Origin of the sequence: Stenotrophomonas sp. TWI700, from assembly GCF_039673645.1 — a bacterium.
GTDB lineage: Bacteria > Pseudomonadota > Gammaproteobacteria > Xanthomonadales > Xanthomonadaceae > Stenotrophomonas > Stenotrophomonas maltophilia_AA.
The window spans coordinates 1-22,225 of sequence record NZ_JBDJMB010000033.1 but is presented as its reverse complement, the minus strand read 5'-3'; the positions used below and the strand labels follow the sequence as shown (position 1 = coordinate 22,225).

Genomic DNA, 22,225 nt, shown 5'->3' with positions numbered 1-22,225 from the left:
GCCGTCATTCTACGCTGCCCCGGCGTCCTCGGCCTGTGCCATGCGCACCGTCACCGCCTGGATCCGGTGCCCGGCCATGCGCTTGATGGTGAACAGGTGCCCGTCGATCTCCAGCTGCTCGCCCTCCTCGGGCAGGCGCTGGAGCTGGTGCACGATCAGCCCGCCGACCGAATTGAGGTGGTCCGGCGCGGCCAGGTCATGCCCCAGCAGGCGCTCCAGCCGGAAGATCGAGGTCGAACCGGCCACCAGCAGGGTGCCGTCCGCGCCGCGGGTCGGGGCGTCCTTGACGATATGCGGGTGCTCGTCCTCGATATCGCCGACCACCACTTCCAGCAGGTCTTCCAGGGTGAAGTAGCCCAGGATGCGGCCGTGCTCTTCCACGCACAGGGCGAGATGGGTGGTGCCGGTGCGGAACCGTTCCAGGACCAGCGGCACCGGGGTTTCCAGCGCGATCAGGTTGGCCGGGCGCAGCAGCGGGCGCAGGTCATCGGTCGGGTTGCCGCGGGCGATTTCCACCAGCAGGTCCTTCATGTGCAGGATGCCCAGCACTTCCTCGCCGTCGCGGTCGAACCAGGGGTAGCGGCTGTAGCGGCTCTCGGCGAACTCGGCCATGACGTCGGCCAGGCTCATGCCTTCGCGGAACGCGCGCATATGGTCGCGTGAGCGCATCAGGTCGCCCGCGACCAGCTCGGGCAGTTCCAGCGCGTGGCTCATCAGGGTGAGGTCCTGGTCCGGCGCGGTGCCCGTGGGCTGCTGGCGGCCCACGATGAGCTTGAGCTCCTCGCGCGAGTAGCGGTGCGAGGTGTGCTCCACATCACCCCAGCCGGCGAGGCGCAACAGGGCGTTGGCGCTGTTGTTGAGCAGCCAGATCGCCGGGTACATCGCCCAGTAGAACAGGTACAGCGGCGCGGCCGTCCACAGCGACATCGCTTCCGGGCGGCGGATCGCCATCGATTTCGGTGCCAGTTCGCCCAGCACGATGTGCAGGAACGAGATGATGCTGAAGGCGATGATGAAGGCGGTCAGGCGCGAGGCTTCCGGGGTCAGCCCGAGCGTATCGAACAGCGGTTGCAGCAGATGCGCGAAGGCCGGTTCACCGACCCAGCCCAGGCCCAGCGAGGACAGGGTGATGCCCAGCTGGCACGCCGAGAGATACGCATCCAGGTGCGCGTGCACGTTGAGCAGCAGGCGGCCTCGCCAGCCGTTGTTTTCGGCCAGGCCGACGGCCTGGGTGTGGCGCAGCTTGACCAGGGCGAACTCGGCGGCCACGAAGAAGCCGTTGAGCACCACCAGCAGCAGGGCCAGTACGAGGAGCAGGAGGTTGCCGATCATCCGCGGCCCCGCAGCGGTGCTGCCAGGGGCGGAACGGCACCCGCGGTCACCAGGGCGGTGAGGGCGGTCATCGGTGCGTGCGCGGCGGCACGCCCGGTACTACTGTCAGGATCGTCACCCATGGGGGCGGCAGGCTGTCTGAATGGAAACGACTTCCGAGTCTAGCCGATCCATCGCGGCCTTGGGTTTCAACGGCGCTTGGGAGTATCGTGATGCGAGCCGCCAGCCAGGGAATCAGGCCCGTTGCCAGCCGCAGGTTCCCTTTCATCCACGAAAGATGTGCGGAGTTGAAGCAATGAGCAAGGGTTTCAGGATTGAACACGACAGCATGGGCGAACTGCAGGTGCCCGCCGATGCGTTGTGGGGCGCGCAGACCCAGCGCGCCGTCGATAATTTCCCGGTGTCGGGCCAGCGCATGCCGCGTGGTTTCATCCGCGCGCTCGGCCTGGTCAAGGGCGCTGCCGCGAACGTCAACGTCGAGCTGGGCCATCTGCCGCGCAACATCGGCAAGGCCATCGAGGCCGCTGCGGCCGAAGTCGCCGATGGCCGCCACGATGCGCATTTCCCGATCGACGTCTACCAGACCGGTTCGGGCACCTCCTCGAACATGAATGCCAACGAGGTCATCGCCACGCTGGCCAACCGCGCCGGCAAGGCCGGCAAGACCGCGGTGCATCCCAACGATCACGTCAACCAGGGGCAGAGCTCCAACGATGTGATCCCGACCGCGCTGCGCGTTTCCGCGCTGCTCGGCGTGCATGAGCAGCTGCTGCCCTCGCTGGCGCATCTGCGCAAGACCATCGACAAGCGCGGCCGCGCGCTGCGCAAGGTGGTCAAGACCGGCCGCACCCACCTGATGGATGCCATGCCGCTGACCTTCGAGCAGGAGTTCGGCGCGTGGTCGGCGCAGCTGTCCTCCGCCCAGGATCGGATCGAAGACAGCCTCAAGCGGCTGCGTCGGCTGCCGCTGGGTGGCACGGCGATCGGCACCGGCATCAATGCCGACCCGCGCTTCGGTGCGCAGGTGGCCAAGCAGCTCAAGCAGCAGACCGGCATCAAGTTCGACAGCGCCGAGAACAAGTTCGAAGGCCTGGCCGCGCAGGACGATGCGGTCGAACTGTCCGGCCAGCTCAACGCGTTGGCGGTGGCGCTGATCAAGATCGCCAACGACCTGCGCTGGATGAATGCCGGTCCGCTGGCCGGGCTGGGCGAGATCGAACTGCCGGCGCTGCAGCCGGGCAGCTCGATCATGCCGGGCAAGGTCAATCCGGTGATTCCCGAAGCCACCGTGATGGTCTGTGCCCAGGTGATCGGCCACCACACCGCGATCACCGTGGCCGGGCAGACCGGCAATTTCCAGTTGAACGTGACCCTGCCGTTGATCGCCGCGAACCTGCTGGACGGGATCAATCTGCTCGCCAACATCACCCGCCTGCTCGCCGATACCGCGATTGCCGGGCTGAAGGTGCGCGAGGATCGCGTCCGCGAGGCACTGGATCGCAATCCGATCCTGGTCACCGCCTTGAACCCGATCATCGGCTACGAGAAGGCCGCCGCGATCGCCAAGCGCGCCTACAAGGAGCAGCGCCCGGTGCTGGACGTGGCCAGGGAAGACAGCGGGCTGTCGGAGGCCGAGCTGCGCCGGCTGCTGGATCCGGCCGCGCTGACCGCCGGTGGCATTCATGCCGGTGGTGGTGGGGGCGGTTGAGCGCACGCGGTTCCTGAAACGAAAAACGGGCCGAAAGGCCCGTTTTTTTGGTGCGGAGCCGGCCAGCGGCCGGCACTACCTAGTGGCGGTCGGCCTGCAGATTGCCGAAGGTCTCGGTATACGCCTTGAATTCCGGGATCTTCGTGGTCAGGTCCGGCGGGATCGGCTGCATGCCCTCGGGCACCTGGATCTTCACCGAGCGCTTGGCCGGGTCCGGCGGGGCATCGGTCAGGGTGTTCTGGCGCAGCACCTGCAGCTGGCCGAACATGCCCTGCAGCATCGCCTGCTGCTCCTCGTTGAGCGGGATTTCGATCTCATCGATCTTCATGTGCCCGTTGGGCAGGATGATGATGTTCGGCGCGGGCGCGCGGCGCACGGTGACCATGCCGTCGCTGACGGTGATCTTCGGCTTGCTGCGCTCGGCGCGGTGATTGCGGTACTCCTGATCGCAACCGGTGGCGACCAGGCAGAACAGGGCGAACAGCAACAGACTCAGCTTCTTCATGAGCAGGCAACGCGTGCGACGGGAGGGGAGATTGTAGTCCTCCCGCCCCCGGAAGGGCCTGCCTGCGACGCATCGTCGCAGGCAGAGGCCGGTTTACTTGCCGCAGTCGTCGATGTCGCTCTGGTCCATCGTCGCGTAGGGCTGGAAGGCCGGCAGCGCGGCCGCCAGCGCCTGCTGCCTGGCCATCATTCCCGGCAACAGGCCACACAGCTTCTGGGCCTGGTCCTCGATCTTCTTCGCTTCATCATTCACCCGCGCTTCGATGCCCTGGGTGTCGCCGGAGAACATGCCCTTGATCGCTTCACCGGCGGCTTTCACGCCCAGATTGGCACCGGCCACGCCGATCTCCATGCCGGCACTGGCCAGCGATTCGACCTGCTTGCGGTAGTCCAGCAGCAGCGCACGCTGCCGGGCGTCCACGGCGACCGCCTTGCCATCGATGAGCAGGTCACCCTGCGGGCTGATCTCGGCCTTCGGGGATTTCCCGTTGGAGATCGAGATGTTGCCCTGGGTGATTTCCTTGCGGGCCTTGTCGGTGGCCTCCTGCACGGTCTTGCCGATGCCATCGGTATCCAGCGCGCTGGTCGCGGGGGCGGATGCGCTCTGGTCGGCGGGCGCTTTGCCCTTGCCGCTGTCAGGGGCGTTGCAGGCAGCGATCGGCAGGCACAACAGCAGGGCAGGCAGCAGCAGTCGAGTCGTCATGATGCGTATCCGTAAGAGGAGATGAGAGGCTTACTTGCCGCGCGGCAGTTCAACCCGGCCGCGCACGTTGCTGTGGCGGATGTCGCCGCTGCCGCTGTTGGCCACGCGCAGGTCGCCGCCGACGTCGCGCGCGGTCACGTCGCCGGAACCGTGGCGGTCCACGGTGACGCTGCCACCGATGTCGCGCAGTTCGGTATCGCCGGAGCCCACGGTGCCGACCCGTACGTTGCCCTTGGCCTGGCGCACAGTGGTGTCACCCGAGCCGACCACGCCGATCTCGACGTTGCCGCCGACCGTATCGAGTTCGAAGTCGCCGGAGCCGATCGTGCCGACCTTGGCATTGCCGCGGACGTTGCGCGCCGTGAAGTCACCCGAGCCGACCGAGAGCAGGTTCAGTGCACCGGCACCGTCGAGGACGACATCGCCCGAGCCGACCGCCGCGGTCACCAGGCCCTTGATGTTCTCGAGCTTGATATCGCCGGAGCCGACGTCGGCGCTGAGCGAATGCGCGCCGGTGACGCTGGCGTCGCCCGAGCCGACCTTGAGCTGGACCAGGATCGTGTCCGGCACGGTGCCGCGCATGTCCAGGTAGGCATAGCTGTTGCCGCTCATGGAGAGGCTGCGGCCTTCGCGCTGCAGGCGGACGACGAGCTTGTCGCCGACCTTCTGCTGGGTCACGGTCAGCTCGCGCAGCCAGTCGGCGTTGGAGGCGCAGGCGCGCCCCCCGAGCTGGGCCGCGCCCGGGCCGGCCTGCAGCACCAGATCGTGCTGGTTCACTTCGAACACCACTGCCTTGGCACCGGCCAGGTCGAGCTTGAGGTCACGCACTTCGTTGAACTTGCACTGCGGTTCATCGGCGAGCGCGGTCAGCGGCAGCAACAACAGGGAAGCAACAGCGAGCTTGCGGATCATGGGTGGGTCCTCGATGAAGGGCAGGGATCAGATTTCGCCGGCGCGGCGGCGCAGGCGGATGGCCAGGAACAGGAACACCACACCGAAGGCGGCGCCGATCCACAGTTCCGGCATCGCGAAGGCACCCAACTGGTGGCTCGGGCCCAGTTCGTTGACCAGGTTGTCCATGTTGCCACTGCCGCTGAACAAGGCGTCGCCACGGTAGAACTGGTCGGTCGCGGGAACCGCGCTGAGCAGCAGGCGGCCGACGATGTGCTTCCAGAACCAGCCACCGGTCAGGTCGAACAGGGTCATCACCTTGGTGGTGCTGACGATGATGCCGGCGAACAGCGGCAGCATCACCGCCCACAGGAATGGCTTGGTCTTGGCCCAGGCCGAGCACAGCAGCAGCCAGCCGACGGTCGGCAACGCCCACAGCAGGTAGACCGGGATCCAGGACACGTGGCCGGCGATGATGGTCAGCGGGCTGGCCGGACCCCAGATCAGCACCATCGGGTCACCGCCGTGGGCGATCACCACGATCGAGATCATCACCAGGAAGCCGAGCATGGTCAGGGCCGAGGCGATCACCGCGATGATCGGAGCGATCAGCAGCGCGCTCAGTGCCTTGGACAGCACCGTGGACGTATCCGACAGCGGCAGCGACTTCCAGAACAGGATGCTGCGGTCGCGACGGTCGTCGTACAGGGCGCCGAGGCAATAGAAGAACACCACGAAGGCGAGCACGATCAGCGGCCAGCCCGAGCTCAGGATCAGGGTCAGGTCCAGGCCATTGGCCAGGTCATGCAGATTCTTGGCATCCAGCTTGCTGGTCAGCAGGCTCAGGTCCAGGCCGTTGATGCTGACGTTTTCGTCGTTGAGGTGGAGGCCACCGCTCTTGACCGCGCGGTGCATGGCGACCAGGCCGAACACGATGCCGAGCAGGCTCATCACCAGCGAGATGCCACCGGCGATCACCGGCGCATACAGGAAGCCGCCGCGGTTTTCCCAGTACTCCCGCTTGAGCAGCCACTTGAACGCACTGGCCTTGCTGATGGGATGGTTGACGGTGTTCATGCGTAGGTTCCCTTCATGATGGCCACGAACAGATCCGCCAGCCCCGGGCTGCGGATTTCGCCCAAGGGCGTGAGCTGGGCGCGTGGCACCCCGTCGAACAGCAGGACCGTCTTGCCGAAGGGCAGGGCGCGTTCGTCGATCGGCTTGAGCGCGCGCGCGGCCTCCACGGCGTCGGCCGAGACCAGTACTTCGGTGTAGCGCTCGCCGATGTCTTCCATGTCGGTTGTGAGCACGATGCGGCCATCGCGGATGAACATCACATCGGTGAGGATGTGTTCGATCTCTTCCACCTGGTGGGTGGTGACGATGATGGTCTTCAGCTCGTCGAAGTAGTCTTCCAACAGGCGCTGGTAGAACTCCTTGCGGTACAGGATGTCCAGGCCGAGCGTGGGCTCGTCCAGCACCAGCACCTTGGCATCGATGGCCATCACCAGCGCCAGCTGCAGCTGCACGATCATGCCCTTGGACAGTTCACGCACGCGCTGCTTGGGATGCAGCTTGGTGGAGGCCAGGAAGCGCTCGCAGCGGGCCCGGTCGAAGCGCGGATGGGTGCCGGCGACGAAATCGATCGCCTCGCGCACCTTCATCCAGCGTGGCAGCACCGCCACGTCGGCGATGAAGCACACGTCGTTCATCAGCGCGTTACGCTGCTCGGCCGGGTCCAGCCCGAGCACGCGCAGCTCGCCTTCCACCGCGGTCAGGCCGAGCAGGGCCTTGAGCAGGGTGGTCTTGCCGGCGCCGTTGGGACCGATCAGGCCGGTGATGCGGCCGGGGGCGATCGTGAAGCTGGTGTTGTCCAGCGCCACGGTCTGTTTATAGGCCTTGCGCAGGCCTCGAGCGGAAATGACGACATCACTTGCAACGGCATTCATGAGGATTTCCCCTGGGGCAGCAATTCGTCGAGGTTCAGGCCCAGGCGCTGGATGCGTTCCAGGACCAGTGGCCATTCTTCATTGAGGAAGCGGTCGCGCTCGCTGCTGCGCAGCTGCGTGGCCGCTTCTTCGGTCATGAACATGCCCAGGCCGCGGCGCTTCTCGACCAGGCCTTCATCGGCCAGTTCCTGGTAGGCGCGCGAAACGGTGATGGGGTTGAGCTGGTACTCGGCGGCTACCTGCCGGACCGAAGGCAGGGCGTCGCCGGGTTTGATGATGCCGTCAAGCATCATGGCGATCACGCGCTCCTTCAGCTGGCGGTAGATCGGAGCACCATCGCTCCATTGAATATCGCTCATGGTCAGCTCCGTGGGTTCAGCGACTGCGCGAATGAGAAGTAAGGCATGGACAGGGAGCTGTGCAGCCGGCGGGGGGGCGTGGGGGCGCCGTCGGCGGTCCCTGCCTCGATGACGCCTGCGTCCTGCGGGCCTTCAAACACATTGGCGCTGGCAGCATCGCCAGCGTCACCGGAGGGGAGGCCGAACCAGCCGAGCAACAGCAGCGCCGAGGCGGCGATGACGGCTTTGGCGGAGTGGTGGTGGCGCATGCGGTTCATGGGCATCCCCTGTCTAGGTGACTGGTGTTGTATGCAACTATAACACCGGCACGCCGAAGATCAACAGGGGGAGTGACCCCAACTGATGGCAGGGGTGCATGACAGGTGCTTTCTCTCCTCAAGTCCTTGAATGTAATGGGTATTCATCAGGTGCTTGCCGGCATTCTCCGCCAGCGCACATTCATTGATGTCAATGATATGGCAAGCGGAGAGCGCATTCAGGCGATCGATCACGGGCGGGTGCAACCGCGTGGACCCGGCCAGAGAGGTCACCGCTGACGCTGAATGCGCCTGTGCCCGGCTGCGTCTGGCAACCCGCCGCAGCTCCGCGCGCAGCGCATCGATGGCACGCGGACCAACGGCGGACGGCGGCTAAAACGCCGGTGATATAGTGCCCGCCGCAGTTCCGGCAGCGTCCGCCGGGCCCGTTGAGCCTCTCTTTTCCTTACCTGGAGTGTCGCGATGCACCACGTGTCTCTGTTGTCGCCCGTCCGTCGCGACCGCGCTCCGCGCCGCGCCCGCGCGTCCGTGCTGTTGCTGGCGCTCGGTCTGCTGGTGGGGACGTCGGCCCAGGCGGCCGATCTGCTCGATGTGAGCTATCGCCCGCTCGCCGGCAAAGGCGAGGTGAACCTGGCCAAGCAGTACGGCGGCAAGGTGCTGCTGGTGGTCAATACCGCCAGCAAGTGCGGTTTCACCCCGCAGTACGAAGGCCTGGAGGCCCTGCAGCGCAAGTACGCCGCGCGGGGTTTCTCGGTCCTGGGCTTCCCGTCCAATGATTTCAAAGGCCAGGAGCCGGGCGACGAGACCCAGATCCAGGAGTTCTGCACGCTGACCTACGGCGTGAAGTTCCCGATGTTCCAGAAGGTGGTCGTCACCGGGCCGGAGGCGACACCGCTGTATCGCAGTCTCGCCACCGCCACGGGCGTATCGCCGGGCTGGAACTTCCACAAGTATCTGGTCGGCCGCGATGGCCGGGTGGTAGCGCAGTTCCCGAGCAAGGTCGCCCCGGACGATCCCAAGCTGGTGGCGGCGATCGAACGTGAGCTGTCTGTCACGGCAAACAAGCGCTGACGATATCGACATCTCGGACGCGCGTGCGACAATGGTTGCTTTCGCGCCGACGTCGGCGTCCAGTCACTTCCAGGAATGCAGCGAATGAAGATGGGAATGCGCGGCGCCGCGGCGTCGGTTCTGATTCTGGCGATGGGTGCCACCGGTACCGCGATGTCGCAACAACCAGCCGCCCGCGCGGCTGTCAAGGAGACTTCCACTTTGAACTCCCAACGGGAAAAGCTCGGCTACGCCATCGGCATCGATGTGGCCAATTCGTTCGGTCCGATCTCCAGCGAGATCGACCTGGCCGCCCTGCGCCGCGGTGTGACCAATGCCTTTGAAGGCAAGCAGCCGCTGATCAGCCAGGAAGAGGCGCAGAAGACCGACGCCGCCCTGCGCCAGGCCGTGATGGCCAAGAACGGCCAGCCGGTTCCGGGCGTCGCGCCGGGCACCGCGCCGCCGAAGGTGGACCGCGAAAAGGTCGGCCTGATGCTGGGCAGCTTCGCCGTGGGCCCGTCGCTGGCCCCGCTGAAGGACGATCTGGACCTGGACGCGCTGTTCGACGCGGTCAGCACCACGTTCAACAACGGCACCCCGAAGATGACCGCCGAGCAGGCCAAGGCCACGCTGGAAGGCTTCATGAAGGGCAAGCAGGCTGAAATGGAGGCCAAGTCCGCCGCCCAGGCCGGTACCAACCGCGTGGAAGGCAACAACTTCCTGGCCAAGAACAAGACCGCGCCGGGCGTGGTGACCACCGCGTCGGGCCTGCAGTACCAGGTGCTGCGTCCGGGTTCGGGCGAACGCCCGCTGCCGACCAGCAAGGTGCGCGTGAACTACGAAGGCAAGCTGCTCGACGGCACCGTCTTCGACAGCAGCTACCAGCGCGGCCAGCCGATCGAGTTCGGTCTGGACCAGGTGATCAAGGGCTGGTCGGAAGGCGTCTCGCTGATGCCGACCGGTTCCAAGTACCGCTTCTGGATTCCGGGCGAGCTGGCCTATGGCGAGCAGGGCACCCCGGGTGGCCCGATCGGTCCGAACGCCACGCTGACGTTCGACGTCGAGCTGCTGAACGTTCTTCCGTAACGGATCTGGAGCCCCACCGCCCATGCGCGTTGCGATTTTCGGTACCGGCTACGTCGGTCTTGTCACGGGTACCTGCCTGGCCGAGGTCGGCCACCAGGTGATCTGTGTCGATATCGACCAGGCCAAGGTCGACGGCCTCAACAACGGGATCATCCCGATCTATGAGCCCGGCCTGGAGCCCATGGTGAAGGACAACCACGCGGCGTCGCGGTTGACCTTCACCTCCGATGCCGCCACCGCGATCGCGCATGGCCAGGTGATCTTCATTGCCGTGGGCACGCCACCGGACGAGGACGGCAGTGCCGACCTGCAGTACGTGCTGGCCGTGGCCCGCACCATCGGCCGGCACATCACCGTGCCGGTGGTGGTGGTGAACAAATCGACCGTGCCGGTAGGCACGGCCGACAAAGTCCGCGAGGCCATCGCGCAGGCGCTGGCCGACCGCGGCGTGGAGATCGCGTTCGACGTGGTCTCCAACCCCGAATTCCTCAAGGAAGGTGACGCGGTCGCCGACTGCATGCGGCCGGACCGCATCGTGGTGGGCGCGTCCAATCCCGATTCGATCGCGTTGATGCGCCGCCTGTATGCACCGTTCAACCGCAACCACGACCGCGTGGTGGAGATGGACGTGCGCTCGGCGGAGCTGACCAAGTACGCGGCCAACGCGATGCTGGCGACCAAGATTTCGTTCATGAACGAAATCGCCAACATCGCCGAGAAGGTCGGTGCCGATATCGAGCAGGTCCGCCAAGGCATCGGTTCGGACCCACGTATCGGCTGGCACTTCATCTATCCCGGCGCCGGTTATGGCGGCTCGTGCTTCCCCAAGGATGTGCAGGCGCTGGCCCGCACCGCCCAGCAGTACGGCCATGAGCCGATGCTGTTGAACGCCGTCGAAGCGGTCAACGAGCATCAGAAGGGCCATCTGTTCGCCCTGATCCAGCGCCACTACGACCGTGGCGAAGACGAAGGGGTGCGCGGCAAGACCTTCGCGGTGTGGGGCCTGGCATTCAAGCCGAACACCGATGACATGCGCGAGGCCTCCAGCCGCCGCCTGCTGGCGCAGCTGTGGGAAGCCGGTGCAAAGGTGCGCGCCTATGATCCGGAAGCGACCGAAGAAGCGCGCCGCATTTTCGGCGAGCGCGATGACCTGGTGTTCTGCGCCAACGCCTATGACGCCCTCGAGGGCGCCGATGCGCTGGTCGTGGTGACCGAATGGAAGCAGTTCCGCAGCCCGGATTTCATCCGGCTGCGCGAGATGCTCAGCGATGCGGTCGTCTTCGACGGCCGCAATCTGTACGACCCGCAGGATATCGAAGCCGCGGGCCTGGCTTACTACGGCATTGGCCGGGGACGTTCGTTGAATGCATGAGTCCACACCCTCCGAGCGCGAACAGGCACTGGAAGCACGCCTGGTCGAGCTGGAAATGCGTGTCTCCTTCCAGGAGCAGGCGCTGGCCGAACTGAGCGAGGCCCTGGCCGATGCGCGCATGGAAGGCAACCGCAATGCCGACCTGACCCGCATCCTGCTCGAAGACCTCGGCAAGGTCCGCACCGCGCTGTATTCCGATTCGGCCGAAGAGCCGCCGCCTCCGCATTACTGATCTGACGTCATGAGCGATACTCTCCGCGACCAGCTGCTGGGCCTTGGCTTCAAAGCCGCGCCCAAACCCGAACGAACCAACGACCGCAAGCCGGATCGTCGACCCGATGCGCGCCGCGATGGCCGCCCGGCCGGCAAGCCGCAGGGCGCACGCCCGGCCGGCAAGCCCGGCGAGGGCCAGCGTCCCGCCCGCGACGGCGACCGCCGCCCGCAGGGCAAGGGCCGTCCCGCCGGCGCCCGTCCGCCGCAGGGCGCGCCCGGCAAGCCGCGCTCGCGCGAGGACATCGACCTCGCCAAGGCGTATGCGATCCGTGCGCAGAAGGAAAAAGACGACCGCATCGAGGCCGAGCGCCTGAAGCAGGAAGAGGCGCGCCTGCGTCGCGAGGCCAAGGCCAAGCTGGAGGTCCTGCTGGAAGGCAAGTCCCTCAACGCCGAAGCGGCCGACATCGCGCGCCATTTCCCGTATGGCGGCAAGATCAAGCGCATCTACGTGACGGCCGAACAGCTCAAGGCACTCAATGCCGGCGAGCTCGGCGTGCTGCAGCAGAACGGCCGCTACGTGCTGGTGACCGCCGCAGTGCTGGCCGAGGCCGAAGCGGTGTTCGCCCCCTCGGTGGCGCTGAAGGTAGACCCGGATGCGCCGGCTGGCGAGGATCCGTATGCCGATCCGCAGTACCAGGTGCCGGACGACCTGGTCTGGTAAGCCAGCGACACCTTGGTTGAACGCACTGGGCGCCGTCAGGCGCCCAGTGCATGTCAGGAGCAGGGCCATGCAGGAACGCAGTCCCGGGTACTTCCCGCATATCGATGGCCTGCGTGCCATCGCGGTGCTGGCGGTGATCCTCTATCACCTCAAGGCCAGCTGGCTGCCCGGCGGCTTCACCGGTGTGGACGTGTTCTTCGTCATCTCCGGCTTCGTGGTCAGCGCGTCGGTGGATCGACTGCCGGCGGTTGGCGGCTGGGCCGGGCTGGCGCGCTTCTACGCGCGCCGCATGCGCCGCATCGCCCCGGCACTGGTGGTGTGCCTGCTGGTAACGGCGATGCTCAGCGCGTTGCTGATTCCCGAATCCTGGCTCAGCGAGACCAGCGACAAGACCGGGCGCATGGCGTTCGTGGGCTTGAGCAACTGGGTGCTGGCCAGCACCGGCAATGACTACTTCTCGCCGCGCACCGAGTTCAATCCGTACACGCACACCTGGTCGCTGGGCGTGGAGGAACAGTTCTACCTGCTGTTCCCGCTGTTGTTCCTGGCCTGGGCCAAAGGTCCGCGCGGGCGCTGGCTGTCGCTGGGGCTGTTCGGCGTGGCCACCGTGGCATCGCTGGGGTATGCGGTGTTCCGGGCGCGGCAGGGCGGCCATGAGATCGATGCGTTCTACCTGACCACCACACGGTTCTGGCAGCTGGGTGCGGGCGTGCTGCTGTTCCAGCTGTTGTCGTTGAGCGGGCGGTTTACGCCACCGCCGGTGCCACCGCGTGGCTTCGGCTGGCGCTCGCCATTGCTGCTGCTGAGCCTTGTGGCGCTGGGTTACGGTTTGTGGGCCGCACGCCCGGGCCATTCGCCGTGGATCGACGGCCTGTGGCCGGTGCTGGGTACGCTGGGGCTGCTGGGTCTTCTGCAGGGCTCGCCGGGCGGCTGGGTCGGGCGCGCGCTGGCGACCACGCCGATGGTGACGGTGGGTCGGCTGTCCTACTCGTTATACCTGTGGCACTGGCCGGTCTTCGTACTGTTCCGCTGGACCGTGGGCCTGGAGACGCTGGCCACCGGCGCCGCGGCGCTGCTGTGCGTGGCGCTGCTGTCCTGGCTGTCGTGGCGCTGGGTGGAGCAGCCGCTGCGACACGGCGCGCGCTGGCGCGTCAGCAACGCGCGCTGGGTCGCGGTCGGGCTGGGCGTGCTGGTGCTCGGGGCCGGGCTGCAGTCGGCGCTGGTCAAGACCCAGCAGTACACCTCGCTCAGCGTGGTCAGCCGCGCCTCGCTGGACTGGTATCCGTATGCCAAGGGGCTGAAGAAGGACATTCCCGAGTGCCGCGTGCGGGTCGGCAATGTGCCGGTGGCCGGCGGGCAGGCGCGCCTGTACGAGCGCGGCGAGTGCCCGGGACGCACCGCATCCACCCGTCAACTGTTCGTGGCCGGTGATTCGCACGCGCTGGCGTACCACGAGCTGCTGCAGCGCCTGGCCGTGCTCGACGGTGCGCCGATCCGCCTGTACGGCAGCGGCGGCTGCGCGCTGGTCGGGCTGCGCGCCTGGCAGGGCCCCAATCCAGCCTGCGAGGCTTATGCGCGCAACGTGCTGGAGGATATCCAGGCGCGTGCGCAGCCGGGCGATGTGGTGCTGCTGGCCGGGCTGCGCCTGCCGCGCCTGTCCGAGCAGTACGCCCTCTTCGACGTCGCCCAGGTACGTGCCGAACATCTCAGCGAGGCGGCCGATGCAGGGCGCACCGCTGAAGTGGCGCACTGGGTCGAGCAGCTCACCCCGCTGGCCGAACGTGGCGTGCGCATCGTGCTGGAAGCGCCCAAACCGGTGCTGCCGGCGCCTCCGTACCGCTGCTCGGATGTGTTCAACCGGCACAACCCGATCTGCGCCCACGGCATGACCATCGCGCGCAGCGAGATCGAGCAGTTGCGTGCGCCGGTGCTGGCCGGCCTGCAGCAGGTGGCTGCCGGTCTGCCCGGTGCGTCGATCTGGGATCCGATGCCGTTGCTGTGCCCCGGTGCGCAGTGCCTGCCGACCCGCGACGGCAAACCGCTGTTCTTCGATGGCGATCATCTCAGCGGCTACGGCAATCGTCTGCTGCTGCCGGATTTCCAGGCGCATCTGCGCCGCTTGGAGGCGACGGCGCCAGCCGCTGCCCCGTGAGTCGCCAGCCACGCATGGCGTGGCGCTACACGGCTGTGCGTTTCCGGCGGCCGGCGCGCAGCAGCGGCAGGCTGATCGCGAAGAAGCACAGCAGGGCGCCGGCCAACGCGAATCCGCTGCCGGCCAGGAACGCCGTGCGGCCCTGATCGATGGGCCACAACTGGCCGGCAATCAACGCGCCGAGCACGCCGCCCACGCCGGACGAGAACCCGTACAGCAGGCCCTGGCCATGGCCGTTGAGGCGGCCGGGGAAGTAGGTCGCCAGCATCTGCATCGCGGCGGCGAAGAAGGCCGCGAAGCCCAGCGCATGCGCGGTCTGCGCGATCAGCATCACCGGCAGGTTCTCCGGGAACAGCGCGGTGACCGCCCAGCGCACGGTGGAGCTGAGCAGCGCGATCAGCAGCATCCAGCTGGCGTCATAACGGCGGAAGAAGCGGCCGATGGTGAAGAACACGCCTACTTCGAACACCACCCCGATCGTCCACAACACGCCCAGCGTGGAGGTCGCGTAGCCGTGGTGATCCATGTAGACCGAGAAGAAGGTGTAGTAGGGGCCGAACGACAGCTGCTCCATGAACGCGGCCAGGAAGAACGCCAGCACCTGTGGCTTGCGCACGATCTGCCAGAAGCCGCTCGCGTCGCCGTCGCTGCGCTGCAGGTTGCGCGCGTAGCGGTTGGCAAAGCCCGAGGCGGTGAGCAGGCCGAACAGCGGCAGCATCAACCACGGCAGCAGATGCGCGTTGCCGGCACCGCCGTCGCCTTCGATGATCCAGCCGAACAGCATCACCACGGCGATGAAGCCCAGCGAGCCCCACACCCGGATCAGCCCGTAACGGTGGCTGTCACTGCCCAGGTGGGTCAGCGTGATCGATTCGAACTGCGGCATCACCGCGTTGTAGAAGAAGCAGAACGTGATCATCGCCGGATACAGCCACGGTTGCGGCAACGGCAGCAGGAAGGCACAGAACGTCAGCAGGGTCAGCACGCAGCCCAGCCGCAGCCAGAAGATCGGGCGCGGCGAGGCGGCGGCGAGGGAGGTCCAGGTGGTGGGCGCGACGATGCGGGTGGCGTACCAGAGGCCCATCATCACGCTGATCGCGGTAACGCTCATCCCGCGCGAGGTCAGGAACAACGACCAGTACGGGGTGAACGCGCCGAGGGCGGCGTAGTAGAAGAGGTAGAACGAGGACAGGCGGACGGCCGGAACGGCGTCGCGGGGGAGGGCGGTCATGCGGGATCTCGGAGGGCGCGCACCCACCAACAGCGGGTGCCTACCCGGGCATTATGCCGTCAGCACCCGACCGTGGGTCGGGTGGCACGCTCATTCCGGATCGTAATCCAGGTTCGAGGCCAGCCAGCGCTCGGCCTGCGCACGGTCCACGCCCTTGCGCTTGGCATAGTCGACCACCTGCTCACGGGTGACCCGGCCGACCACGAAATACTGGCTCTGCGGATGGCTGAAGTAATAGCCCGACACCGCCGCGGTGGGCAGCATCGCGAAACTCTCAGTCAGCTGCATGTCCGCGTTGCGCTCGGCATCAAGCAAGCGGAACAGCGTGGCTTTCTCGCTGTGCTCTGGACAGGCCGGATACCCGGGGGCAGGGCGGATGCCGGCGTACTTTTCGGCGATCAGCGATTCGTTGTCCAGCTGCTCGTCCGGCTGGTAGCCCCAGTAATCCATGCGTACATGCTGATGCAGGCGCTCGGCCAGCGCTTCGGCCAGGCGGTCGGCCAGCGCCTTGAGCAGGATCGCGTTGTAGTCGTCGTGGTCGGCCTCGAAGCGGGCCACGTGCGGGTCGATGCCGATGCCGGCGGTCACCGCGAACGCGCCGATCCAGTCCTGCCTGCCGCTGTCGGCCGGCGCGATGAAATCGGCGAGGCAGAAATCCGGGCGTTCGATTGGCTTGTCGACCTGCTGGCGCAGGAAGTGCAGCACGGCCGGGCCGTTGTCGGTGCGCAGGTGCACGTCATCGCCGACGCTGTTGGCCGGCCACAGGCCGAACACGGCCTTGGCGGTCAGCCACTTTTCCGCGACGATGCGGCTGAGCATCGCGCGGGCGTCTTTGTACAGGTCGGTCGCCTGGGGCCCGACGATCTCATCGGTGAGGATCGCCGGATACTTGCCGGCCAGTTCCCAGGCCTGGAAGAACGGCGTCCAGTCGATCACCTCGACCAGATCGGCCAGCGGGTAATCGTCGAGCACATGCAGCCCCGGCTTGCGCGGCGCCGGCGGTGTGTAGGTGGCCCAGTCGCCCACGAAGCGCTGGGCGCGCGCCTTGGCGAGGGTCACCAGTCGCTTGGCGTCGCCACGGTTGCGGTGGCGCTGGCGGATGTCGGCGTAGTCGGCCTCGTTGGCGGCCACGAAGGCATCGCGCAGCTCGCGCGAGATCAACGACTGTGCCACGCCGACCGCGCGCGAGGCATCCTTCACCCACACCGTGGGCGCCTTGTAGTGCGGGTCGATCTTCAGCGCGGTGTGCGCGCGCGAGGTGGTCGCGCCGCCGATCATCAACGGCATCGTGAAACCCTGCCGCTCCATCTCGCGGGCGACGTGGCTCATCTCTTCCAGCGAGGGCGTGATCAGGCCCGACAGGCCGATGATGTCGGCGTTCTCGGCGCGCGCGGCATCCAGGATCTTCTGCGCGGGCACCATCACGCCCAGGTCGATCACATCGAAGTTGTTGCAGGCCAGGACCACGCCGACGATGTTCTTGCCGATGTCGTGCACGTCGCCCTTGACCGTGGCCATGATGATCTTGCCGTTGCTCTTGGCGGTGTCGCCGCTGCGGGCCTTTTCCGCCTCGATGTACGGCAGCAGATAGGCCACCGCCTTCTTCATCACGCGCGCGGACTTGACCACCTGCGGCAGGAACATCTTGCCGGCGCCAAACAGGTCGCCGACGATGTTCATGCCGTCCATCAGCGGCCCTTCGATGACATCCAGCGGACGCGTCGAGCGCGCACGCGCTTCTTCGGTGTCCTGCTCGACCCACGCGTCCATGCCGTGCACCAGCGCATGCGCGAGGCGATCATTGACCGGCTTCTCGCGCCAGGCAAGGTCTTCGCCGCGCACTTCGCCCTTCTTGCCCTTGTAGCGCTCGGCGATCTCGAGCAGGCGCTCGGTACCGTCGCTGCGGCGGTTGAGGATCACGTCCTCCACGCGCTCGCGCAGCTCGGCGTCCAGATCGTCGTAGATCGGCATCGCACCGGCGTTGACGATGCCCATGTCCATGCCCGCGCCGATGGCATGGAACAGGAACACCGAGTGGATCGCCTGGCGAACTGTTTCGTTGCCGCGGAACGAGAACGACACGTTGGAGACACCGCCGGAGACATGGCAGTGCGGCAGGGTGCGCTTGATGATGCGGGTGGCTTCGATGAAGTCGACCGCGTAGTTGTCGTGCTCTTCGATGCCGGTGGCGACGGCGAAGATGTTCGGGTCGAAGATGATGTCCTGCGGCGGGAAGCCGACCTGTTCGGTCAGGATCCGGTAGGCGCGGGTGCAGATTTCCACCTTGCGCGCGCAGGTATCGGCCTGGCCATCCTCATCGAAGGCCATCACCACCGCAGCGGCGCCGTAACGCAGCACCTTGCGCGCCTGCTCGATGAACTGCGCTTCGCCTTCCTTGAGCGAAATCGAATTGACCACGCTCTTGCCCTGCAGGCATTTCAGCCCGGCCTCGATCACGCTCCACTTGGAGGAGTCGACCATCACCGGAATGCGCGCGATGTCCGGCTCGGACATGATCAGGTTGAGGTAGCGCGTCATCGCCTTTTCGGAATCGATCAGGCCCTCGTCCATGTTGACGTCGAGGATCTGCGCACCGTTGGCGACCTGCTGGCGCGCCACTTCCACCGCCTCTTCGTAGCGCTCTTCCTTCACCAGCTTGCGGAACTGCGCGCTGCCGGTGACGTTGGTGCGCTCACCGATGTTGACGAACAGCAGGTCCGGAGTGATGACCAGCGGCTCGAGACCGGACAGGCGGGTGTAGCGGGAAGACGTCATGGGCAGGCGGGCACGGGCTGGCGGAGGAGGGTCAACGACAACGACGACGGGAGCGTGGGGCGGACGCGGTCATGCCGCGTCTTCCAGCGGGGGTGCCGGCAGGCGGCGGGGCGGTAGATCGGCGACCGCCTCGGCGATCGCGCGGATGTGCGCCGGGGTGGTGCCGCAGCAGCCGCCCACCAGGTTGAGCAGGCCGGCACCGGCGAATTCGCGCAGCGTGGTGGCCATTTCTTCCGGGGTTTCGTCGTACTCGCCGAAGGCATTGGGCAGGCCCGCGTTCGGGTGCGCGCTGACCAGGCACTCGGCCACGGTGGACAAGGTCTCCACGTGCGGCCGCATGTCGCTGGCACCGAGCGCGCAGTTCAGCCCGATCGACAGCGGCCGGCCGTGCGCGACCGAGGCGTAGAACGCTTCGGCCGTCTGCCCGGACAGGGTGCGCCCGGAGGCATCGGTGATCGTGCCGGAGATCATCACCGGCAGGCGCCCACCGCGCGCATCGAACACCTCTTCGATGGCGAACAGCGCGGCCTTGGCGTTGAGCGTATCGAAGATGGTTTCCACCATCAGGGTGTCGGCGCCGCCGTCGATCAGGCCGTCGATGGCTTCGCGGTAGGTTTCGCGCAGGGCATCGAAGCTGGTGTTGCGGAAACCGGGATCGTTCACGTCCGGGCTGATCGAAGCGGTCCGGCTGGTCGGGCCGAGCACGCCGATCACGAAGCGCGGCTTGCCCGGCGTGGTCGCCGCAACCGCATCGCAGCAGGCGCGCGCCACCGCGGCGCCGGCTTTGTTGAGCTCGTAGACCAGGTGTTCAAGGTGGTAGTCGGCCTGGCTGACCGAGGTCGCGTTGAACGTATTGGTCTCGACCAGATCGGCACCGGCTTCCAGGTACGCGGTGTGGATGCCGCCGATCACCTCCGGCCGGGTCAACAGCAGCAGGTCGTTGTTGCCCTTGAGGTCATGCCCCTGCGTCGCATCGCCCGGCGCGGCATGGTCGCAGCCGGGCCCGTGCTGGTGGTCGTAACCGCCGGCGAAGCGCTCGCCGCGGTAGTCGTCCTCTTCCAGACCATGCCGCTGGATCATCGTGCCCATGGCCCCGTCGATGATCAGGATGCGCTGGGCCAGCGCCGTTTCCAGCGCGTGCACGCGGTCGGGGTGGAGCCAGGGCAGGGATGACATGGGCAGACCTCAGGGCTTGCTGGCGATCAGCGAGATGACTTCGAAATGCGGCGGGCGCTTCTCGCGGGTCACGGTTTCCAGGCTGGAGACGACCAGACCGGCCTTCTCCACGAACTTGCGTAGTTCCTTGTCGCTGAAACCGAGGTTGACGTGGCCATAGGCATCCACGGCCGCACGATGCTCGTGCCGGGCCAGGCTGCACAGCAGCAGGCGACCGCCCGGGCGCAGCACGCGCGCGCCTTCGGCAACGGCCTGGGCCGGTTTGGCCGCGTAGGTCAGCGCATGCATCAGCACCACCAGGTCGAAGCTCTGGTCGGGGAAGGGCAGGGCATGCATGTCGCCTTCGCGCACTTCCACGTTGGCCAGCCGGCGCAGGCGCTCGCTGGCGGCGGCGACCACGCGCGCGCTGGTGTCGATGCAGATGTAGCGCTTGGCGTGCGGCGCCACAAGCTCGGCCAGCACGCCGTCACCGGAGGCGATGTCGAGCACGTCGCCGGTTTCCAGCAGCGGCAGGGCAGTGCGTGCCAGCGCTTCCCAGGTGCGGCCGGGGGAGTAGTGGCGTTCCATGTCGCCGGCGACACTGTCGGCCCAGTTCTGGTCGGCGGCACGGCTGGCCATCACGGCGGCCACGCGTTCAGCGTCCTGGCGCAGCAGCGGGTCGTCGCTGCCGGTGCTCAGGGCATGCCACAATGCGCGCTGCGCCGGGTCCAGCGCCGCGTCATCGAAGCGGTAGTACGCCGAGACGCCGGAGCGACGGTCACGGACCAGGCCGGCCTCCTTGAGCCGGGCCAGATGGGTGGACACCCGCGGCTGGGCCAGCGTGGTGATGGCCGACAGCTCGGCCACGGTGAGTTCTTCCTGTTCCAGCAGCGCCAGCAGGCGCACCCGGGTGGCGTCGGCGAACACTTTCAGCCGGACGGACCAGTCCTCGAGATCCATAAATATCTACCTATCGCGATATAGAGATATTTTCGTCCTTTGGCGGCGGTCCGGTCAAGTCAGGCGTGCCTCCCCGCCCCCCGGTACAATCGCCCGACCTGGCCGCGCTCTGCGCGGCCATATCACTAATGTCCCCGGGAGGGTGTTGTGGATTTCAGCTTTACCGAAGAGCAGTTGATGCTGCAGGACGTTGCGCGCCGTATCGCGCAGGAAAAGATCGCGCCCAGCGCCGAACACCATGATCGCACCGGCGAGTTCCCGCTGGAGAACATCCGCCTGCTGGGCGAAAACGGTCTGATGGGCATCGAAGTGCCCGAAGCCTACGGCGGTGCGGGCATGGACCCGATCGCCTACGTCCTGGCGATGGTGGAGGTCGCCGCCGGAGACGCCGCGCATTCGACGATCATGTCGGTCAACAACTCGTTGTTCTGCAACGGCATCCTGACCCATGGCAGCGAAGCGCAGAAGCAGAAGTACGTGCGCGCCATTGCGGAAGGCGAAGCGATTGGCGCGTTCGCGCTGACCGAGCCGCAGTCCGGATCGGATGCGACGGCGATGCGCTGCCGCGCGGTCAAGCAGGCCGACGGCACCTACGTCATCAACGGCAAGAAGAGCTGGATCACCTCCGGCCCGGTCGCCAAGTACATCGTGCTGTTTGCGATGACCGATCCGGACCAGGGCGCACGTGGCATCACCGCGTTCATGATCGACACCGACAACGCCGGATTCCACCGCGGCAAGACCGAGCCGAAGCTGGGCATCCGTGCTTCGGCGACCTGCGAGATCGAGTTCCAGGATTACGTGGCTGCTGCCGATGACGTGGTCGGCAAGGAAGGCGAGGGCTTCAAGATCGCCATGGGCGTGCTCGATGCCGGCCGTATCGGTATCGCTTCGCAGGCGATCGGCATCGCGCGTGCCGCGTACGAAGCCACGATCGAATACGTGAAGGACCGCAAGGCCTTCGGTGCCGCGATCGGTACCTTCCAGATGACCCAGGCCAAGATCGCCGACATGAAGTGCAAGCTGGACGCAGCGCTGCTGCTGACGCTGCGCGCTGCATGGGTGAAGGGCCAGGGCAAGCGCTTCAGCAATGAAGCGGCGATTGCCAAGCTGACCGCCTCGGAAGCAGCGATGTGGATCACCCACCAGGCCGTGCAGATTCACGGCGGCATGGGCTATTCCAAGGAAATGCCGCTGGAGCGTTACTTCCGTGATGCCAAGATCACCGAGATCTACGAGGGCACCTCGGAAATCCAGCGGTTGGTGATCGCGCGCAACGAAACCGGATTGCGCTGAGGGAGCGCGGCCACGACCCACGGTCGTGGCCCGCCGGCGGAGGCTGTAGCGTGGGGGCCGCCCGCCGGGCAGGTGCCGACCGTTGGTCGGCACGCGGGGTAGTGCAGAATGTGCGGTCCCGTTCTACAGGTCACCCCATGGTTATTTATCGAGGCGCAGGATTCCTGACCCTGCTCACCCCCGTCGTCGCGTTGTTGCTGCTGATGTGGCTGTGGCCCGATCCTGCTGTTGCCAAAGGCAATACCTCGCTGGCGCAGCTGTTGATCGGCTTCGGCATCGGCGCAGCGATCAATGTCGTGCTGGGCATGGTGCTCAACCGCGGCCCGCGCGCGGAGGGCGAGCCTGCCCGCCATCATTTCTTCTACCTGCCAATGCAGTGGCCGTCGCTGGCGATCGTGGTGGCCTGTGCAGCGGTGGCGCTGCTGCGTTGAGACGTTTGGTGGTGCGCTGAGACCGTGTGGTAGGGCCGGCCGCTGGCCGGCAACCAGGCGGTCAGGGGGCTCACGCAATG

General features: G+C 66.7%; 21 protein-coding genes. 9 read left to right on the top strand and 12 right to left on the bottom strand.

The genetic code is table 11. From position 1 onward, the window contains the following. Positions 1 to 9: 9 nt before the first annotated feature. The gene (locus ABE473_RS16875) at positions 10 to 1,332 is read right to left on the bottom strand and encodes a hemolysin family protein (protein WP_346490291.1); all 1,323 of its coding nucleotides are present in this window, start codon (positions 1,330 to 1,332) and stop codon (positions 10 to 12) included. Between the two features lie 295 nt (positions 1,333 to 1,627). Between ABE473_RS16875 and ABE473_RS16870 the strand changes: the two genes are divergently transcribed. Then, on the top strand, positions 1,628 to 3,040 hold the full coding sequence (locus ABE473_RS16870) for a class II fumarate hydratase (RefSeq protein WP_179458540.1): 1,413 nt from the start codon (positions 1,628 to 1,630) through the stop codon (positions 3,038 to 3,040). 79 nt (positions 3,041 to 3,119) lie between these two features. Here ABE473_RS16870 and ABE473_RS16865 read toward each other — a convergent pair whose 3' ends face one another. The 7 genes from ABE473_RS16865 to ABE473_RS16835 form a co-directional block, all read right to left on the bottom strand. Continuing rightward, on the bottom strand, positions 3,120 to 3,545 hold the full coding sequence (locus ABE473_RS16865; RefSeq protein WP_179458541.1) for a hypothetical protein: 426 nt from the start codon (positions 3,543 to 3,545) through the stop codon (positions 3,120 to 3,122). Positions 3,546 to 3,638: 93 nt separating this feature from the next. Beyond that, positions 3,639 to 4,247 carry a DUF2884 family protein gene (locus tag ABE473_RS16860; protein WP_346490290.1) on the bottom strand — a complete coding sequence of 203 codons (609 nt, stop codon included), beginning with the start codon at positions 4,245 to 4,247 and terminating at the stop codon, positions 3,639 to 3,641. A 30-nt stretch (positions 4,248 to 4,277) separates the two neighbouring features. After that, positions 4,278 to 5,159 carry a hypothetical protein gene (locus tag ABE473_RS16855; protein ID WP_346490289.1) on the bottom strand — a complete coding sequence of 294 codons (882 nt, stop codon included), beginning with the start codon at positions 5,157 to 5,159 and terminating at the stop codon, positions 4,278 to 4,280. A gap of 27 nt (positions 5,160 to 5,186) precedes the next feature. Then, the gene (locus ABE473_RS16850) at positions 5,187 to 6,215 is read right to left on the bottom strand and encodes a hypothetical protein (protein WP_346490288.1); all 1,029 of its coding nucleotides are present in this window, start codon (positions 6,213 to 6,215) and stop codon (positions 5,187 to 5,189) included. Next, positions 6,212 to 7,087: an ABC transporter ATP-binding protein gene (locus ABE473_RS16845; RefSeq protein WP_346490287.1), complete on the bottom strand. Its 876-nt coding sequence runs from the start codon at positions 7,085 to 7,087 to the stop codon at positions 6,212 to 6,214. The genes ABE473_RS16850 and ABE473_RS16845 overlap by 4 nt, the downstream gene beginning before the upstream one ends. Continuing rightward, positions 7,084 to 7,446, bottom strand: coding sequence for a GntR family transcriptional regulator (locus ABE473_RS16840; RefSeq protein ID WP_019185943.1), 363 nt, complete (start codon positions 7,444 to 7,446; stop codon positions 7,084 to 7,086). The genes ABE473_RS16845 and ABE473_RS16840 overlap by 4 nt, the downstream gene beginning before the upstream one ends. A 2-nt stretch (positions 7,447 to 7,448) precedes the next feature. Continuing rightward, positions 7,449 to 7,703: a hypothetical protein gene (locus ABE473_RS16835; protein WP_346490286.1), complete on the bottom strand. Its 255-nt coding sequence runs from the start codon at positions 7,701 to 7,703 to the stop codon at positions 7,449 to 7,451. 462 nt (positions 7,704 to 8,165) lie between these two features. On the opposite strand from ABE473_RS16835, the gene ABE473_RS16830 reads away from it, so the two are divergent. From ABE473_RS16830 to ABE473_RS16805, 6 genes are all read left to right on the top strand, one after another. After that, the gene (locus ABE473_RS16830) at positions 8,166 to 8,774 is read left to right on the top strand and encodes a glutathione peroxidase (protein WP_346490285.1); all 609 of its coding nucleotides are present in this window, start codon (positions 8,166 to 8,168) and stop codon (positions 8,772 to 8,774) included. Between the two features lie 84 nt (positions 8,775 to 8,858). Continuing rightward, a complete protein-coding gene (locus ABE473_RS16825; RefSeq protein WP_346490284.1) occupies positions 8,859 to 9,839 on the top strand; it encodes an FKBP-type peptidyl-prolyl cis-trans isomerase in 981 nt (326 codons plus the stop codon). 22 nt (positions 9,840 to 9,861) lie between these two features. Beyond that, complete coding sequence (locus tag ABE473_RS16820) at positions 9,862 to 11,211, top strand: UDP-glucose/GDP-mannose dehydrogenase family protein (protein WP_346490283.1); 1,350 nt, start codon at positions 9,862 to 9,864, stop codon at positions 11,209 to 11,211. Then, positions 11,204 to 11,443, top strand: a complete 240-nt coding sequence (locus ABE473_RS16815; RefSeq protein WP_179458549.1) for a SlyX family protein — start codon at positions 11,204 to 11,206, stop codon at positions 11,441 to 11,443. The genes ABE473_RS16820 and ABE473_RS16815 overlap by 8 nt, the downstream gene beginning before the upstream one ends. Before the next feature lie 9 nt (positions 11,444 to 11,452). Continuing rightward, a complete protein-coding gene (locus ABE473_RS16810; RefSeq protein ID WP_346490282.1) occupies positions 11,453 to 12,145 on the top strand; it encodes a DUF2058 family protein in 693 nt (230 codons plus the stop codon). Positions 12,146 to 12,212: 67 nt separating this feature from the next. Further along, entirely contained in the window at positions 12,213 to 14,297 is a 2,085-nt protein-coding gene (locus ABE473_RS16805; RefSeq protein WP_346490281.1) for an acyltransferase family protein, read from the top strand. Positions 14,298 to 14,322: 25 nt separating this feature from the next. Here ABE473_RS16805 and ABE473_RS16800 read toward each other — a convergent pair whose 3' ends face one another. The 4 genes from ABE473_RS16800 to ABE473_RS16785 form a co-directional block, all read right to left on the bottom strand. Next, complete coding sequence (locus tag ABE473_RS16800; protein WP_179458552.1) at positions 14,323 to 15,528, bottom strand: MFS transporter; 1,206 nt, start codon at positions 15,526 to 15,528, stop codon at positions 14,323 to 14,325. Positions 15,529 to 15,618: 90 nt separating this feature from the next. After that, entirely contained in the window at positions 15,619 to 18,303 is a 2,685-nt protein-coding gene (metH, locus tag ABE473_RS16795) for a methionine synthase (protein WP_346490280.1), read from the bottom strand. A 69-nt stretch (positions 18,304 to 18,372) separates the two neighbouring features. Beyond that, complete coding sequence (locus tag ABE473_RS16790; RefSeq protein WP_346490279.1) at positions 18,373 to 19,479, bottom strand: homocysteine S-methyltransferase family protein; 1,107 nt, start codon at positions 19,477 to 19,479, stop codon at positions 18,373 to 18,375. Between the two features lie 9 nt (positions 19,480 to 19,488). After that, positions 19,489 to 20,418, bottom strand: coding sequence for a metalloregulator ArsR/SmtB family transcription factor (locus ABE473_RS16785; RefSeq protein ID WP_121037902.1), 930 nt, complete (start codon positions 20,416 to 20,418; stop codon positions 19,489 to 19,491). 147 nt (positions 20,419 to 20,565) lie between these two features. Between ABE473_RS16785 and ABE473_RS16780 the strand changes: the two genes are divergently transcribed. After that, positions 20,566 to 21,714: an acyl-CoA dehydrogenase family protein gene (locus tag ABE473_RS16780; RefSeq protein WP_179458555.1), complete on the top strand. Its 1,149-nt coding sequence runs from the start codon at positions 20,566 to 20,568 to the stop codon at positions 21,712 to 21,714. A 137-nt stretch (positions 21,715 to 21,851) separates the two neighbouring features. Continuing rightward, positions 21,852 to 22,145 carry a hypothetical protein gene (locus ABE473_RS16775; protein ID WP_346490278.1) on the top strand — a complete coding sequence of 98 codons (294 nt, stop codon included), beginning with the start codon at positions 21,852 to 21,854 and terminating at the stop codon, positions 22,143 to 22,145. Positions 22,146 to 22,225: the final 80 nt, after the last annotated feature.